The organism is Blautia segnis (genome assembly GCF_014287535.1).
Lineage (GTDB): Bacteria > Bacillota > Clostridia > Lachnospirales > Lachnospiraceae > Blautia_A > Blautia_A acetigignens.
On sequence record NZ_JACOOT010000012.1, the window covers coordinates 44,429 to 60,620 of the forward strand.

17 protein-coding genes are annotated in these 16,192 nt (G+C 46.7%); 16 read left to right on the plus strand and 1 reads right to left on the minus strand.

The features are described from left to right. Nucleotides 1–31 precede the first annotated feature (31 nt). The 10 genes from H8S54_RS05460 to H8S54_RS05505 all read left to right on the plus strand — a co-directional run bounded on the left by H8S54_RS05460 (nucleotide 32) and on the right by H8S54_RS05505 (nucleotide 9,787). Nucleotides 32–1,051, plus strand: a complete 1,020-nt coding sequence (locus tag H8S54_RS05460) for an ABC transporter substrate-binding protein (RefSeq protein ID WP_021925559.1) — start codon at nucleotides 32–34, stop codon at nucleotides 1,049–1,051. 100 nt (nucleotides 1,052–1,151) lie between these two features. After that, nucleotides 1,152–1,973: a sugar phosphate isomerase family gene (locus H8S54_RS05465; RefSeq protein ID WP_117850520.1), complete on the plus strand. Its 822-nt coding sequence runs from the start codon at nucleotides 1,152–1,154 to the stop codon at nucleotides 1,971–1,973. Nucleotides 1,974–1,998: 25 nt separating this feature from the next. Further along, nucleotides 1,999–3,162, plus strand: a complete 1,164-nt coding sequence (nagA, locus tag H8S54_RS05470) for an N-acetylglucosamine-6-phosphate deacetylase (protein ID WP_117850518.1) — start codon at nucleotides 1,999–2,001, stop codon at nucleotides 3,160–3,162. 14 nt (nucleotides 3,163–3,176) lie between these two features. Then, nucleotides 3,177–4,340 (plus strand): diphosphate--fructose-6-phosphate 1-phosphotransferase, encoded by a 1,164-nt coding sequence (locus tag H8S54_RS05475; RefSeq protein ID WP_117850515.1) that lies wholly within the window; start codon nucleotides 3,177–3,179, stop codon nucleotides 4,338–4,340. Nucleotides 4,341–4,358: 18 nt separating this feature from the next. After that, nucleotides 4,359–5,513 (plus strand): class II fructose-bisphosphate aldolase, encoded by a 1,155-nt coding sequence (locus tag H8S54_RS05480; protein ID WP_021925563.1) that lies wholly within the window; start codon nucleotides 4,359–4,361, stop codon nucleotides 5,511–5,513. Nucleotides 5,514–5,531: 18 nt separating this feature from the next. Further along, nucleotides 5,532–6,368, plus strand: a complete 837-nt coding sequence (locus H8S54_RS05485; protein ID WP_021925564.1) for a triose-phosphate isomerase family protein — start codon at nucleotides 5,532–5,534, stop codon at nucleotides 6,366–6,368. Between the two features lie 34 nt (nucleotides 6,369–6,402). Further along, nucleotides 6,403–7,896 (plus strand): lactate racemase domain-containing protein, encoded by a 1,494-nt coding sequence (locus H8S54_RS05490; RefSeq protein WP_021925565.1) that lies wholly within the window; start codon nucleotides 6,403–6,405, stop codon nucleotides 7,894–7,896. A 34-nt stretch (nucleotides 7,897–7,930) separates the two neighbouring features. Beyond that, nucleotides 7,931–8,506, plus strand: a complete 576-nt coding sequence (locus tag H8S54_RS05495; protein WP_021925566.1) for a chromate transporter — start codon at nucleotides 7,931–7,933, stop codon at nucleotides 8,504–8,506. Continuing rightward, nucleotides 8,503–9,072, plus strand: coding sequence for a chromate transporter (locus H8S54_RS05500; protein ID WP_186901065.1), 570 nt, complete (start codon nucleotides 8,503–8,505; stop codon nucleotides 9,070–9,072). The genes H8S54_RS05495 and H8S54_RS05500 overlap by 4 nt, the downstream gene beginning before the upstream one ends. A gap of 172 nt (nucleotides 9,073–9,244) precedes the next feature. Then, nucleotides 9,245–9,787 carry an LOG family protein gene (locus H8S54_RS05505; protein ID WP_021925568.1) on the plus strand — a complete coding sequence of 181 codons (543 nt, stop codon included), beginning with the start codon at nucleotides 9,245–9,247 and terminating at the stop codon, nucleotides 9,785–9,787. An 80-nt stretch (nucleotides 9,788–9,867) separates the two neighbouring features. Here the strand turns inward: H8S54_RS05505 and H8S54_RS18815 are convergent, their stop codons facing one another. After that, a complete protein-coding gene (locus H8S54_RS18815; protein WP_317259441.1) occupies nucleotides 9,868–10,029 on the minus strand; it encodes a DUF6783 domain-containing protein in 162 nt (53 codons plus the stop codon). Here H8S54_RS18815 and H8S54_RS18820 point away from each other — a divergent pair. From H8S54_RS18820 to H8S54_RS05530, 6 genes are all read left to right on the plus strand, one after another. Further along, complete coding sequence (locus H8S54_RS18820; protein WP_317259440.1) at nucleotides 9,961–10,110, plus strand: DUF6783 domain-containing protein; 150 nt, start codon at nucleotides 9,961–9,963, stop codon at nucleotides 10,108–10,110. The genes H8S54_RS18815 and H8S54_RS18820 overlap by 69 nt on opposite strands. 152 nt (nucleotides 10,111–10,262) lie before the next feature. Next, entirely contained in the window at nucleotides 10,263–11,303 is a 1,041-nt protein-coding gene (gene hrcA, locus H8S54_RS05510; protein WP_186901066.1) for a heat-inducible transcriptional repressor HrcA, read from the plus strand. Between the two features lie 28 nt (nucleotides 11,304–11,331). Continuing rightward, nucleotides 11,332–11,982, plus strand: coding sequence for a nucleotide exchange factor GrpE (grpE, locus tag H8S54_RS05515; protein WP_117850894.1), 651 nt, complete (start codon nucleotides 11,332–11,334; stop codon nucleotides 11,980–11,982). Nucleotides 11,983–12,154: 172 nt separating this feature from the next. Next, nucleotides 12,155–14,032, plus strand: a complete 1,878-nt coding sequence (dnaK, locus tag H8S54_RS05520) for a molecular chaperone DnaK (RefSeq protein ID WP_117850503.1) — start codon at nucleotides 12,155–12,157, stop codon at nucleotides 14,030–14,032. A gap of 159 nt (nucleotides 14,033–14,191) precedes the next feature. Then, on the plus strand, nucleotides 14,192–15,379 hold the full coding sequence (dnaJ, locus tag H8S54_RS05525; protein ID WP_021925025.1) for a molecular chaperone DnaJ: 1,188 nt from the start codon (nucleotides 14,192–14,194) through the stop codon (nucleotides 15,377–15,379). Nucleotides 15,380–15,492: 113 nt separating this feature from the next. Beyond that, the gene (locus H8S54_RS05530) at nucleotides 15,493–16,173 is read left to right on the plus strand and encodes a phosphatase PAP2 family protein (RefSeq protein WP_186901067.1); all 681 of its coding nucleotides are present in this window, start codon (nucleotides 15,493–15,495) and stop codon (nucleotides 16,171–16,173) included. The last annotated feature ends 19 nt before the right edge of the window (nucleotides 16,174–16,192 follow it).

Consider the following 16,192-nt stretch of genomic DNA (forward strand, 5'->3'; position numbering starts at 1 on the left):
AATAAGGAAAATAAAAAGGAGGATATTTTATATGAAAGGATTCTTTAAGAAAGCAGCAGCGTTACTTATGGCAGGTCTTATGGCTGGATCTATGGCAGCTGTACCGGCATTTGCAGAAGAGGCAGAGGATGCTGCACCGGAGAAAGTGGAACTGAACGTTGCTTACATGCCGAACTACGCATCTCTGTGGTCTGTTCTTACAGGAATGGACAAAGGATACTTCGAAGAAGAAGGCATTGAGATCAAGCTTTGGGAGTTTGCAGATGGCCCATCTGAGATCGCAGCAATGGAGGGCGGAAGCATTGACCTTGCTTATATCGGACATGGAGCTCATAAGCTTTGCATCAAGGGACAGGCTGAGATCTTTGCACCAAGCTCTGTACACAGCACAGACCGTGTGATCGTTCTTCCTTCCTCAGATGTAACTTCTACAGATGATCTTGCAAACTTAAAAGGCAAGAAAGTAGCGTACACAGCAGGTTCTTCTTCTGAGACCGCATTAAACGGCGCTCTTGCAGTAGCAGGCCTTACAATTGATGACATTGACGCATACGAAATGGATGCAACCAACATGGTAGCAGCTATGGCATCCGGTTCTGTAGATGCATGCTTCGCATGGAACCCATACAGCAACCAGATTCTTGAGAACAACGAAGATGCAGTTGAATTAGAGTTCGCAACAAACTCTGTAAACCTTTCCAGCTGGATCTGCCTGCCAAGCTATGCAGAAGAGAACCAGGATATTCTGTTAAGATTCAGCAGAGCTCTTTACAAAGCTATGGAATTCTCATCACAGCCTGAGAACTGGGAATATGCAGTTGGTCTTTACGCAAAACAGTGTGCAAAAGATGTAGACGCATGCATGGTTGAGACAAACGACGCAACCTGGTTCAGCGCAGACGATATTAGAACTGGTCTGGAAGATGGAACAATTTCCGATTACTATCAGAGACAGCAGCAGATGTTCATCGACAGCGGTGATGTAGAGGAAGAGGTTCCGCTTGAGAACTATGTAATGTTTGACTTAATGAAGGAAGCATTAGCTGAATAATATTTTAGGAAGGAATGAACCCTGTGGAACTGCGAAAGTTTGTTCCGCAGGGTTTCATTTTTTCAATGGCAATATCTCACAGAAAAAGAAAGAGGTAATTATGAGACACGAATATTATTACTATAACAAAGAAGAATTACTGAAAAATCCCAAAATCCCGCTGATCGTAATGGAAGACAATCCTGCCGTATTTCGCTCCATGGCAGAGGAAATGGTGGAAGAAATCAAACGGAAAAATGCTCTTGGAGAGAAAACGGTATTTATCTGCCCGGTTGGACCGGTTGGCCAGTATCCTTATTTTGTAGAAATGGTCAATGAGCAGAATATCAGTCTGAAAGATGTATGGTTCATCAACATGGACGAGTATCTTACCGATGACAAAAAGTGGGTTCCAAAGGACCATCCTTTAAGCTTCCGCGGATTTATGGACAGGACTGTTTATACAAAGATCAAACCGGAGCTGGTGATGCCAGAGGAACAGAGAGTTTTCCCGGATCCGGAAAATTTAGGCCATATTGAGGATGTGATCCAGCAGCTTGGCGGTGTAGACATCTGCTTTGGCGGAATTGGAATCAACGGACATGTAGCTTTTAATGAAGCTTCTGATACCATGAGCCCGGAAGAATTTCTGGCACAGCACACAAGAGTACTGGAGATTTCCAGGGAGACAAGAGCTGTCAATTCTATCGGAGATCTGAACGGTGCCCTGGATGACATGCCTCATTACTGTATTACAATTGGAATTTATGAGATTGCACATGCAAGAAAAATCCGTCTTGGCTGCTTCCGCGACTGGCACAGAAGTGTGGTAAGACATGCCGCATACGGCGAAAAGACAGCACATTTTCCGGTCAGCCTTCTTCAGGATCACCCGGATATTAATCTGAAATTCACAGAATTTGTAGCAAATCTGCCGGAATAAAGCAAAGAAAGAGTGGAGGCGAAATATGACCTGGTACCTTGTAAACGGCGATGTGTATATGGAGCATCGCTTTCTGAAAAAAACATTAAAGCTGGAAGAGGGACGTATTTTTGTCCTTCCACCAGATACCCGTCCGGAAGAAGGAGCGCACATCTACAATGCAGCCGGGAAAAAAATCGTCCCAGGCTTTATTGATGTACATACCCACGGCGCAGTTGGCGTGGACGTCAATGCCGCAACCGCAGAGGATTATGAGAAAATCTGCCGTTTCGCAGCAGGAAATGGAACCACCTCCTGGCTGTGCTCTGTGCTTACGGATACAAAGGAACAGACCTGCCGCTGTATTGATGAGTTCAAAAAACACCAGCAAATGGAACAAAAAGGAGCCAATCTTCTTGGAATCCATCTGGAGGGGCCTTTCTTATCCAGTGAATATAAGGGGGCTATGCCGGAGTATCTTCTGCAGAAGGCGAATCTTCCTCTTCTGAAGGAATATCAGCAGCGCGCAGAAGGCGCGATCCGCTACATTACAGTTTCCCCGGAGGTAGAGGGAATTCCGGATATGATCCCGGAAATACGAAAGCTTGGAATTACAGTAGCTATCGGCCATTCCGGCGCAGATTATGAAACCAGCTGGGATGCCATAAGAAAGGGTGCACAGAGCTGTACCCACACCTTTAACGCCATGAAGCTTCTCCATCAGCATTTTCCTGCAATCATGGGAGCAGCGCTGGAGTCGGATATTTACTGCGAGGCAATCTGCGACGGCAGACATCTTCATCCGGGAACCGTAAGGCTTCTTTTGAAGGTGAAGGGTCTGGACCGTGTGGTTGCCATCACGGATTCCATTATGGCAGCCGGTCTTCCAGATGGAAAATACAAGCTTGGGGTCAATGATGTGGTAGTGGAAGACGGAGATGCCAAACTGGCAGAAAACGGCGTCCGGGCAGGAAGTACCCTGACCCAGAATGTTGCCCTTAAGAATCTTCTGAAGTTTACAGGAAAGAGCCTGGAAGAAATCCTTCCCCTTCTTACGGAAAACCCGGCAAACCTGATCAAAATTGCAGACCATAAAGGCTTTATTGCAGATGGAATGGACGCGGATCTTGTGGTGCTGGATCCGGATTTTGAAGTTTTTGATACCTTCGTAGGCGGAAGAAAAGTCACCTCAGAGGATTCGAATATATAAATGGAAGGAACGCTATGGAAGAAAATATTTTGATCGTACACGGCGGCGGTCCCACGGCAGTGATTAACGGATCCCTGTACGGGGCTGTGACAGAAGCTAGGAAATATCCACAGCTTCAGCATATTTATGCTGCCAGAAACGGAACCGGAGGACTTCTTCGGGAAGAACTGATCGACCTTACAAATGTGGAAGAAGAGAAGCTGAAGCTTCTTTTACAGACTCCGGGAAGTGCCATCGGCACATCAAGAGACCAATTGGAAAAGCCGGAATATGAGAAGATGGCAGAAATCTTAAAGAAACATCACATCCGCTATGTTCTGTTTAACGGTGGAAACGGCACCATGGACACCTGCGGAAAATTATACAAAACCTGCTTGGAAAAAGGAATCGAAGTGGGGGTAATGGGCATTCCCAAAACCATGGACAATGACATTGCCGTGACGGACCACAGTCCCGGCTACGGAAGTGCAGCCCGTTATCTTGCCCAGAGTGTAAAGGAAGTGTGCCAGGATGTAAAAGGACTTCCCATTCATGTAGTGGTAATAGAAGCTTCCGGAAGAAACGCAGGCTGGATTACAGCGGCAGCCGCAATGGCAGCAGATGAGGACGGTGTAGGCCCGGATCTTATTTACCTGCCGGAACGTCCTTTTGATGAGGAGAAATATCTGGAAGATGTAAAAGCCCTTCTTAAGAAAAAAAGCGGTATTGTGGTGGTGGCAAGCGAAGGCCTGAAAGATAAAGAGGGCAAACCTGTTGTAAAGCCCATCTTTCAGATTGGAAGAGCAACTTATTTTGGAGATGTAAGCGCCCATCTTGCCAATCTGGTAATCGAAAAGCTTGGCTACAAGGCAAGAGGGGAAAAACCGGGACTTCTTGGAAGAGCTTCTATCTGCCTGCAAAGCCCGGTTGACCTAAAGGAAGCACAGCTGGCAGGAGAAATTGCCTGCAGGGCTGTTATGGAAGGCGAAACCGGAAAGATGGTGGCATTTGAGCGTGTTTCCACAGAGCCTTATATTATGAAGCCATTTCTGGCTGATATCGAAAGGGTTATGATGTATGAGCACAAAATGCCGGATTCCTATATTAATCCGGAAGGAAACCAAGTGACAGAAGCATTTAAGGAATGGTGCAGGCCTCTTCTTGGAGGTGATCTGCCCAGAATGATATCTTTTAACTAAAAAGTGGAGGAAATGAAAATGTTAGTACCAATGAGAGCAATTCTGGATGCAGCAGACAAAAACGATTATGCACAGGGTGCATTTAATGTAAATGCTGTATGCCAGGCAAAAGCAGTGATTAATGTGCATGAAATGTTCCGAAGCCCGGCAATTCTCCAGGGAGCAGATCTTGCAAACGGATTTATGGGCGGCCGAACAGATTTTGCCAATGCAACCCTGGAGGATAAGAAAGCAGGAGCGAAGAACATTGCGGCAGCAGTAAAGAAATACGGAACAGACAGCCGGATTCCCATTGCACTTCACTTGGATCACGGAAGAAATATGGATTCCTGTATTGCAGCAATTGAAGGCGGCTATACCAGTGTTATGATCGACGGAAGTTCCCTTCCTTTTGACGAGAATGTGGAGCTGACCAGAGAGGTTGTAAAATATGCCCATGAGCGCGGCGTTACCGTAGAGGGTGAGCTGGGCGTGCTTGCAGGGGTGGAAGACCACGTATTTGCAGCCAACAGCACCTACACCAATCCTTTAAGCGCTATTGAATTTTTCCGTAAAACAAAAGTAGATGCCCTGGCAATCAGCTACGGAACCATGCACGGCGCAAACAAAGGCAAAAACGCAGTGATCCGCAAGGAAATCGCAATTGCCATTAAAGAATGCATGCGCCACGAGGGCATGGAAGGATATCTTGTCAGCCACGGTTCCTCCACAGTTCCCCGCTACATTGTAGATGAGATCAATGCACTTGGCGGCGAGATCACCAACGCATATGGAATCGATGCCAACCAGCTGATTGAGGCAGGACACTGCGGAATCAACAAGATCAATGTAGATACCGATATCCGTCTGGCAGTAACCAGAAATATGAAGGAGCTTTTTGCAAGAGATGCAGCCCTTCGAAATAGTGCATCTGTAGGCGCCATTTATGAACTTCTGGAAAAGAATAAATCAGCTTTTGACCCGAGAGTGTTTATCACCCCGATCATGGACACAGTCATGTATGGAAATGTTCCAGATGAGGATGTGGCACGGATCTGCCAGTGTATCGAGGATGGTGTAAAAGAGGTTGTAGGTACCCTGATCGTGAAATTCGGCAGTTATGGAAAGGCTCCGAAGGTAGAGCTTGCAACTCTGGATGAAATGGCAGAACGCTACAAAAAAGCCGGAATCTGACAGAAAGGAACGAAAACCATGAAGCATATATATCTGAACTTAAAAAGATTTGACGTACCAGTGGAGCTTGGCGGCGTAAACCGGATCGCACCAGTGGAGGAATGGGGCAGCTTTATTGTAAAAAATACCCAGGAAGAGCTGAAGAAATACGATCCTGCAAAGGTTGAATTCGGAATGTATTTTCCTGAGATCCACCTTCTAGAAGCTGCAAAAGCAAAAACCCCGGGAAGCCCGGTAAAAGTAGGCTGCCAGGGTGTTTACCGCATGGATACTGCTGTTGGCGGCAATTTCGGTGCCTTTACCACTAACCGACCTGCAGCTGCCATGAAAGCAGCCGGCTGTGAGACTACCATTATCGGACACTGCGAAGAACGAAATGACAAAAGCGGAATCCTGGCAGAGGCCGGCGTTACCGACACGGACGCGGTAAACCGTCTTTTGAACCAGGAAATAAAATGCGCTATTGACAGAGGCTTAAGTGTGTTATACTGTATCGGTGAAAAAAGCGAGGAACAGGATCGCTGGCAGGAAGTTCTTGGAAAACAGCTGGAAATCGGTCTGAAGGATGTGGATACCTCCAGGGTTGTGATCGCTTATGAGCCAATCTGGTCCATTGGTCCAGGCAAAACTCCGGCAGACAAAGAATATATCACCAAGATTGCCCGCTTTGTAAAAGAAAAAACTGGCGGCATGGACATTGTGTATGGCGGCGGCCTGAAACAGGCAAATGCGGCAATGCTGGCATCCATCCCAGAAATTGACGGAGGGCTGATCGCACTGACACGCTTCCAGGGCGAAATTGGTTACTACCCGGAGGAATATCTGGAAATTATTCAGTTATATCTTGGAGAATAAAAATCACAGAACAATCAGATTGGAGAAAAAGAATATGAAAATTGATTTTGAATATGGACAGGGAACCATGACAGCAGAGCTTCCGGATAATACGGATATTTTTATTCCAGGTGAGACTGTGCCGGATCCGGATTATATCCCGGAGGATAAACTGGAAGAGGCTTATCTTGACAGCCTGGCACATCCAATCGGAATGCCTACCTTATCAGAACTGGCGCACAAGGGAACTACTGTTACCATTATCGTGCCGGACCGCGTAAAAGGCGGCGAGCAGCCTACCAGCCACAGAAAGATGAGCATCAAATATATTCTGCAGGAGCTTTATAAAGCAGGCGTGGAGAAAAAGGATATCCTGTTCATTATTTCCAACGGCCTTCATCCAAGAAGCAAGGAGTCCGATGTAAAAGCTATTTTCGGAAAAGAGCTGTTTGACGAATTCTGGCACAGCGGACAGATCATCAGCCATGACAGCGAGGATCAGGAACATATGGTGTACCTTGGAACTACCCACAGGGGAGATCCGGTATACATGAACAAATATGTGTACGAATGCGACCTGCCAATCCTGATCGGACATGTACAGGGAAATCCATATGGCGGATATTCCGGCGGCTACAAGCACAGCGCAACCGGAATTACAAACTGGAGATGTATTGCAAGCCACCACGTTCCGTCTGTTATGCACAGACCTGATTTTACCCCGGTTAACGGCGGAAGCCTGATGCGCGATAAATTTAATGAGATCAGCATGCATATGGAAGAGAAAATGGGACATCCGTTCTTCTGCTGCGATGCAGTTCTGGATACCTGCTCCAGACAGATCGCCATCTATTCCGGCTATGCCAAAGAGATGATGCCTATCAGCTGGAAGATTGCAGATAAGCGTACCTATGTACACTGGGCTGAGAAAAAATATGATATTCTGGTATTTGGAATGCCTCAGAAATTCCACTATGGTGATGGAATGGGAACCAACCCCATCATGCTGATGCAGGCGCTGAGCGCACAGGTTCTGCGTTTTAAGAGAGTTATGAGCGACCACTGCGTCATCATCTGTTCCTCCATCTGCAACGGATATTTCCACGATGAATTATGGCCGTATTTAAGAGAGCAGTATGAGATGTTCCAGCATGACCATATGAATATTCTGCCGGATATGAACCGTTATGGTGAATATTTCGGAACAAACGAAGAGTACATCCGCAAATACCGTTTCTGCAATGCTTTCCATCCGTTCCACGGATTTTCCATGATGGCCTGCGGACATATTGCGGAGATGAACACCAGCGCCATCTATCTGGTTGGTGCACAGGAGCCGGGCTATGCAAGAGGAATGGGACTGAAGACCCGGGAGACCTTCGAGGAAGCATTAGAAGATGCCAAGAAGAAATTTGTAGGCGAGAATCCTAACATTCTGGCACTGCCTATGACCTTTAAGAAATCAGCTGTACATCTTTGCATGAAAAATCCTGAGGAAGACTGCATGGATGAATACGGACACCGCCATGGCGGATGCGGATGCTGCTAACCTGTGAATATAAAGTCACGGAGGAAGACTGGAAATGGATGAAAAACAAAAAGATAAGGGCTATGTACTGCGGAAGCTGTTTTTCGCTTCCCTGTACCTGAGCACCTTTACATTTGGCGGCGGTTACGTGATCGTAACCCTCCTGAAGGAGAAATTTGTGGATCAGTACCACTGGATCGATGAGGACGAAATGCTGGATCTGGTGGCCATTGCCCAGTCTTCTCCAGGAGCAATCGCAGTCAACGGGGCAATTGTAGTAGGATATAAGCTTGGAGGGATTCCCGGCATGCTGATGTGCGTGCTGGGGGCTATCATTCCGCCTATGGTGATCCTGTCCCTGATCTCTGTATTTTATGATGCATTTCGTTCCAATTATTATATTGCCGCGCTGTTAAAGGGAATGTCCGCCGGAGTGGGCGCAGTCATCATTTCCGTGGTATATGACATGGGCAAAAACGTGGTGAAATCAAAAGACTGGATCAACATTGTGATCATGATCGCCAGCTTTTGCGTCAGCTATTTTCTGAATGTGAATATTATATTCATTATTTTGGGCGTAGCTGCATTTGGATTTGTGCGGACACTGTTGAAGGAGGGTAAAAAACGATGATCTATCTTCAGCTGTTTTTAAGCTTTCTTCAGATCGGCGCCTTAAGCTTCGGCGGAGGTTATGCGGCTATGCCGCTGATACAGGAACAGGTGGTAACGTTACATGGATGGCTGTCTATGGAAGCGTTTACCGATCTTGTGACCATTGCGGAAATGACGCCGGGTCCCATTGCAGTGAATTCCGCCACCTTTGTAGGCACCCAGATTGCAGGCCCGGGCGGTGCGGTTGTGGCGACCCTTGGCTGCATCTTGCCTTCCTGCATAATCGTAACTTTATTGGCATATATTTACACGAAATACCGGAATATGTCTCTCCTGCAGGGAACACTGGCATCCCTTCGCCCGGCGGTTGTGGCAATGATCGCCAAAGCAGGAGTGACCATTCTGGTTTCTGCCTTTTTTATCAGCGGAACCATAGACCTTGTCCGGGAAAATGTCTGCATCCGAATGGTTGTGTTTTTCGGGGCAGCCCTGGTGCTCCTTCGGAAATTTAAAATGAACCCCATTCTTGTAATGGTCCTGTGCGGTGTGGCGAATATGATATTCTGCGGGGTAATGGGAATCTAAAAGGATATTTTGTCTGCAAGACAGCACCATGAAGGAAAAAACAACTGTTTTCTTGACATTGATGCGTGAATCGTGTAAGTTTTGTAGTAACTGTTTTGCGCATTGCAAAGCGTCCACCTGTAAAAGAAGTGGACGGTTATGCCGCAGGGAAAAAGTAAGGGAGGACGACAGTGTGAATATTTGCGTATATGGTGCCTCAAGTGCCCAGCTGAAGGACATTTATTATGAAAAAACACAGGAGCTTGGAAGAGCCATGGGAAAACGGGGCCATGGACTGGTGTTTGGCGGCGGAGCCACCGGAATGATGGGAGCAGCAGCCAGAGGCGTGTCAGAAGAGAATGGATACATACTTGGAATTGCGCCCCGCTTTTTTGACCAGCCCGGGGTACTGTATGAGAAATGCACGGAATTTATTTTTACCGAGACCATGCGGGAGCGCAAGCAGCTTCTGGAAGAAAAATCAGATGCCACTATTGTAGCGCCCGGAGGAATCGGTACTTATGAAGAATTTTTCGAGATCTTTACCCTGAAAAGCCTGAACCGGATCGACAGGCCCATTGTCCTCTACAATATTGACAGATATTATGACAGGATGAAGGAACTGCTGGAATATACTGCCAGGGAGAAGTTTATGGATTCTTCCATATTAGATCTGGTGGTATTTCTGGATGAGCCGGAGGCGATCCTGGATTACCTGGAAAACTACAGCAAATAAAGCAAATGAGATGTCAGAGAAAAATCCCTGTCCCAGGTTTGGGGCAGAAGGTATTTCCCTGACATCTTTTTTGCTGTTTGTCAGAGCGTGCAAAAAAAGTGTTCTCGTGATCTACATGCTCTAGAGCCTGTTTGAAAAATCATTCCTGCAATCTGCACGCCCCACTTTGCGGTATATTTCACCCGAATTCGGTTGTCGTAGCCCGCTACGACGCCCTCATCCGGGCAAAATCTCCCACAAATTGTGACGCACATCTTGCAGAAAGCCTTTTTCAAACACACTCTAAGGTAAAAACTATCAAAAAAGATGAAAAAAATTTGTAAAAAATATTGACAAAAAGAATGTTGAGGTGTATCTTAAGAGCATAGATGTTAGCACTCCTAAATAATGAGTGCTAACAAAAGGATTCGAAGAAGCCAGACGGGAATAGAAATCAGGTTTGACCGTCCGCTTTTCAGAAAGGAGCAGATATTTCATGGATGAAGTATTAGATGAGCGCAAACGGAAAATACTGAAAGCAATCATCAAGACTTATATGGAAACAGGTGAGCCGGTAGGTTCCAGAACCATTTCCAAGTATCCGGATTTGAATGTCAGCTCTGCTACGATCCGAAATGAGATGTCCGACCTGACGGATATGGGCTACATTGTACAGCCCCACACCTCAGCCGGAAGAATTCCATCAGATAAAGGCTATCGCCTTTATGTAGATGAGCTTACCAGGGAGAAGGAAGCTGAGATCGCAGAAATCCGTGATATGATGATTGAGAAATCAGACAAGATGGATAAGGTGTTGAAGCAGGTGGCCAAGGTCCTTGCCAATAATACCAATTACGCGACCATGGTTGCCGTTCCTCAGTACAGAGGAAGCACCCTGAAGTTCATACAGCTTTCACGTGTGAATGAGCGGCAGCTGATTGCCGTAGTTGTATGTGAAGGCAACGTCATCCGGAACCAGATCATTGATATTGAAGAGGAGATGGATGACCAGACGATCCTGAAGCTGAATCTTCTTCTTAACACCAACCTGAACGGTGTTCCCATTCAGGACATCAATCTTGGCATGATCGCCAGACTGAAGGAACAGGCTGGAAGCCACAGCGGTGTGGTTGCAAATGTGCTGGACGCAGTTGCAGCTACCATCCATGTGGATGAGGAAGATATGAAAGTATATACGTCAGGAGCAACCAACATATTCAAGTATCCTGAGCTTGCAGACACATCCAAAGCCAGCGAGCTGATCTCCACCTTCGAGGACAAACAGGAACTTGCGGATATGGTCCGTGGGGAAATGGGAGATTCGGAGAACACAGGAGTCCAGGTATACATCGGAGATGAAGTTCCGGTGCGGACCATGAAGGACTGCAGCGTGGTGACAGCCACCTACGAGCTTGGAGATGGAATGCGGGGAACCATTGGAATCATTGGTCCCAAGCGAATGGATTATGAGAATGTGGTGGACAGCCTGAAGAAATTAAAAGTCCAGCTTGATGAAATGGTAAATAAGAAAACCTAGAAAGGCGGTTGAAAGCGTGTCAGAAGAAATGAATAAAGAAGCCGAAGTACAGGAAGAAGCAGTTGACATTCCGGTAACTGACGGAAGCGAAGAAGAGGCAGCAGATACAGCCCAGGCAGCAGAAGAGGAAGCTTCTGATGATACAGCTGCTCCGGAAGAGACGGAACAGCAGCCAGAAGAGGCAGAATCTCAGAAAGAACCGGAAACCAAGACCAAAACTTCTTTCTTCGGCAAGAAGAAAAAAGAGAAAGATAAATTTGAACAGCAGATCGAGGATCTTACAGACAGACTGAAGCGCAGCATGGCGGAATTCGATAACTACCGTAAGAGAACGGAGAAAGAGAAATCCAGCATGTACATCATCGGTGCCAAGGACATCGTTGAGAAAATGCTTCCTATCGTGGATAACTTTGAGAGAGGTCTTGCACAGGCACCGGAGGATGATCCATTTGCAGAAGGCATGAAGATGATCTACAAGCAGATGATGACAGCCTTCGATGAGATGGGTGTGAAGCCGATCGAAGCTGTAGGCAAGGATTTTGATCCGAATCTGCACAACGCAGTCATGCATGTGGAAGACGAATCCGTAGGCGAGAACATTGTTGTTGAGGAATTCCAGAAGGGATACACTTACAAGGATTTCGTTGTAAGACACAGCATGGTAAAGGTTGCTAACTGACCGAAAGCAACTTAGTGAAGGCGAGCAGAATGCGAAGCCTAAACTTAGTGCGAGGTCGTTCGATCTCACTTAATGAGGGCAAGCCGCAGGCGCAGACCGAATTTAGTGAATCGAACTTCATTAAGACATTCACGAATTTCAGAACATAGATTGAAACAGGAGGAAAATTATCATGGGAAAAATCATTGGTATTGACTTAGGTACAACAAACAGCTGTGTAGCTGTTATGGAAGGTGGACAGCCAACCGTTATCGCAAATACAGAAGGATCCAGAACAACACCGTCAGTTGTAGCATTTACAAAGACAGGTGAGCGTCTGGTAGGTGAGCCTGCAAAACGTCAGGCAGTAACAAACGCAGAGAAAACAATCTCCTCCATCAAGAGAGAGATGGGTACAGATTACCGTGTAACAATCGATGACAAGAAATATTCCCCACAGGAAATTTCCGCTATGATCCTTCAGAAACTGAAAAAAGATGCAGAAGGATATCTTGGAGAGTCTGTTACAGAAGCAGTTATCACAGTTCCTGCATACTTCAACGATGCTCAGCGTCAGGCAACCAAAGATGCTGGTAAGATCGCAGGTCTTGATGTAAAGCGTATCATCAACGAGCCTACAGCAGCAGCTCTTGCATATGGTCTTGACAATGAGAAAGAGCAGAAAATCATGGTTTATGACCTTGGCGGCGGTACATTCGATGTTTCCATCATCGAGATCGGTGACGGCGTTATCGAGGTTCTTGCAACAGCTGGTAACAACCGTCTTGGCGGTGATGACTTCGATCAGAGAATCACAGACTACATGCTTTCCGAGTTCAAGAGAACTGAGGGCGTTGACTTAAGCAACGATAAGATGGCTCTTCAGAGACTGAAAGAAGCTGCTGAGAAAGCAAAGAAAGAGCTTTCTTCCGCAACAACAACCAATATCAACCTGCCATTCATCACAGCAACAGCTGAGGGACCGAAGCACTTTGATATGAACCTTACAAGAGCAAAATTTGATGAACTTACACATGACCTTGTTGAGAAGACAGCAGAGCCGGTACGCCGTGCACTTTCTGATGCAGGTCTTACCAATGCAGATCTTGGCCAGGTACTTCTGGTTGGCGGATCTACACGTATCCCGGCTGTACAGGACAAAGTAAGACAGCTGACAGGCAAAGAGCCAAGCAAGGCCCTGAACCCAGATGAGTGTGTTGCACTTGGTGCTTCTATCCAGGGCGGTAAGCTTTCCGGTGAGGCTGGTGCAGGTGACATCCTTCTTCTTGATGTTACTCCGCTTTCCCTGTCTATTGAGACAATGGGAGGTATTGCAACCCGTCTGATCGAGAGAAACACAACAATCCCGACCAAGAAGAGCCAGATCTTCTCCACAGCAGCAGACAATCAGACAGCTGTAGACATCAACGTATTACAGGGTGAGCGTCAGTTCGCGAAAGACAACAAGTCCCTTGGACAGTTCCGTCTGGATGGAATCCCGCCAGCACGTCGTGGTGTTCCGCAGATCGAGGTTACATTTGATATCGATGCCAACGGTATTGTAAATGTATCTGCTAAGGATCTTGGAACAGGTAAAGAGCAGCACATCACAATCACAGCTGGTTCCAACATGTCCGAGTCCGAAATCGACAAGGCTGTTAAGGAAGCTGCTGAGTTCGAAGCTCAGGATAAGAAACGTAAAGAGGCGATTGATACAAAGAACAATGCAGACTCCATGGTATTCCAGGTTGAGAATGCACTGAAGGAAGCAGGCGACAAGCTTGATGCAAATGATAAGGCTGCTGTAGAGGCTGACTTAAATGCATTAAAAGATATCCTTGCAAAATATACAAATACAGAAGATCTTGGCGATGCTCAGGTTGCAGAGATCAAAGCAGCTCAGGAGAAGATGATGGAAAGTGCTCAGAAGCTTTTCGCAAAGATGTATGAGGCACAGAACCCACAGGGCGGCGCTGGTCAGGCCGGACCGGACATGGGCGGAGCTTCCCAGGGCGGAAATGAAGCAGGCTACGGCGATGATGTTGTAGACGCTGACTACAAAGAAGTTTAATAAGTAATAATTTCATAAGTAAAGTTCCGGAATTCTGGAACAGGAACCAGCAGCCCGGCCGTGAGTTTTCATGACCGGGCAATGGCGGTAGAAGACACTAAAAGGATATGTCGCCCGTTGGTGACAGCAAAATGAAGACGTTAGGAAAAGAAAGAAATCATGGCTGATAAAAGAGATTACTACGAAGTCTTAGGCGTTGACAAAAACGCTGATGAGGCTACCTTAAAAAAAGCATATCGTCAGCTTGCCAAGAAGTATCATCCCGATGTGAATCCGGGAGATAAGGAAGCTGAAGCAAAATTCAAAGAGGCAACAGAGGCTTACAGCATCTTAAGTGACCCGGACAAGAGAAGACAGTACGACCAGTTTGGCCACGCTGCTTTTGAAAACGGAGGCGGTGGCGGAGCAGGAGGCTTCGGAGGCTTTGATTTCTCCGGTTCTGATATGGGTGACATTTTCGGAGATATCTTCGGAGATTTGTTCGGAGGCGGCGGAAGCCGCAGACGTGCCAACAATGGCCCTATGAAAGGTGCCAATCTGCGTGCGCGTGTGAACATCACCTTTGAGGACGCTGTATTTGGATGTGATAAAGAGCTTGAGATCACTTTGAAGGATGAGTGTACCACCTGTCATGGAACTGGAGCCAAGGCTGGTACTTCACCAGTTACCTGTCCGAAATGTAATGGTGAGGGACAGATCGTCTATACCCAGCAGTCCATGTTCGGTATGGTACGTAATGTACAGGTGTGCCCGGACTGTCATGGTTCCGGTAAGATCATCAAGGACAAATGTCCGGATTGCCGCGGTACCGGATACATTTCCAACCGCAAGAAGATCAAGGTATCCATTCCGGCTGGTATTGACAATGGCCAGAGCATCCGTATCCGTGATAAAGGCGAGCCAGGAACAAACGGCGGCCCAAGAGGAGATCTTCTTGTAGAAGTAAATGTAGGACGCCATCCGATTTTCCAGAGACAGGATATGAATATTTATTCTACTGCACCAATTACTTATGCACAGGCAGCACTTGGCGGTGAAGTGAAGCTGAACACAGTAGACGGTGAAATGCTCTATGAGGTGAAACCGGGAACCCAGACCGATACCAGAATCCGTCTGAAGGGCAAAGGTGTTCCGTCTCTTCGCAACAAGAATGTCCGCGGTGACCACTATGTTACACTGGTTGTCCAGGTACCGACCAATCTGAATGAGGAAGCCAAGGAAGCACTTCGCAAATTTGATGAGGCATGCGGAAACCGTCCTGCAGGCGGCACATCAGATGGTTCCGAGAAGTCCGAGAAAAAGAAAAAAAGCTTCATGGACAAATTAAAAGAGACCTTTGAAGAGTAAAAAACAGACTTTTTCCATAAAAGAATAAAGAAAAGGGGAGATATCCTCTTTTCTTTTTTTGTTACTTATTGTATATTAGAGAGTAGACGCAAGAATCCGGAAAGGAGTTTTGCATGAAAACAAAGAAAAAAGATGTGTTAAACAGATTTTTGCCGCTGTGGGCCATTCCTCCTCTTGTTACGATCCTGGCAGTGAATTGCCTGATCTACTGGGGAAGCAGCGCCCTTACAGCCAGTCGGTATCATTATGATTTTACAATGGCATTTGACAGGGCAGTTCCCTTACTGCCTGGCTTTGTGTGGGTTTATATTCTGGCTTTTCCGTTCTGGGCTGCTGGTTATATGCTGGCGGCAAGACGGGGAAAGGACATGTTTTACCGGTTTGTTGCAACCGATCTGACTATTCATCTGATTTGTTTTCTGATTTTTATTCTGGTACCGACCACCAACATCAGGCCGGAGATCGCAGGAGATACCATCTCCCAGAAGGTACTTCTTCTGGTCTATGCCCTGGATGGAGGAAGTGCTCCTTCCAATCTTTTCCCGTCTATTCACTGCTATGTAAGCTGGATGTGCTGGAAAGGTGTGGCAGGGTCTTCGGCTATTCCAAAATGGTATCAGAAATTTTCCATGGTGTTTGCGGTTCTGGTTATTATATCCACACAGGTTCTGAAACAGCATTATATTGTGGATGCGGTTCTGGCTCTGGTGCTGGTAGAGTTTTTCTGGAGATTCTACCAGAAAGGGCAGCGGCATAACTGGGTGGTAAAGATATTTGACCGGAAAAAAGAATGACAGATTTTATGACGGGGAT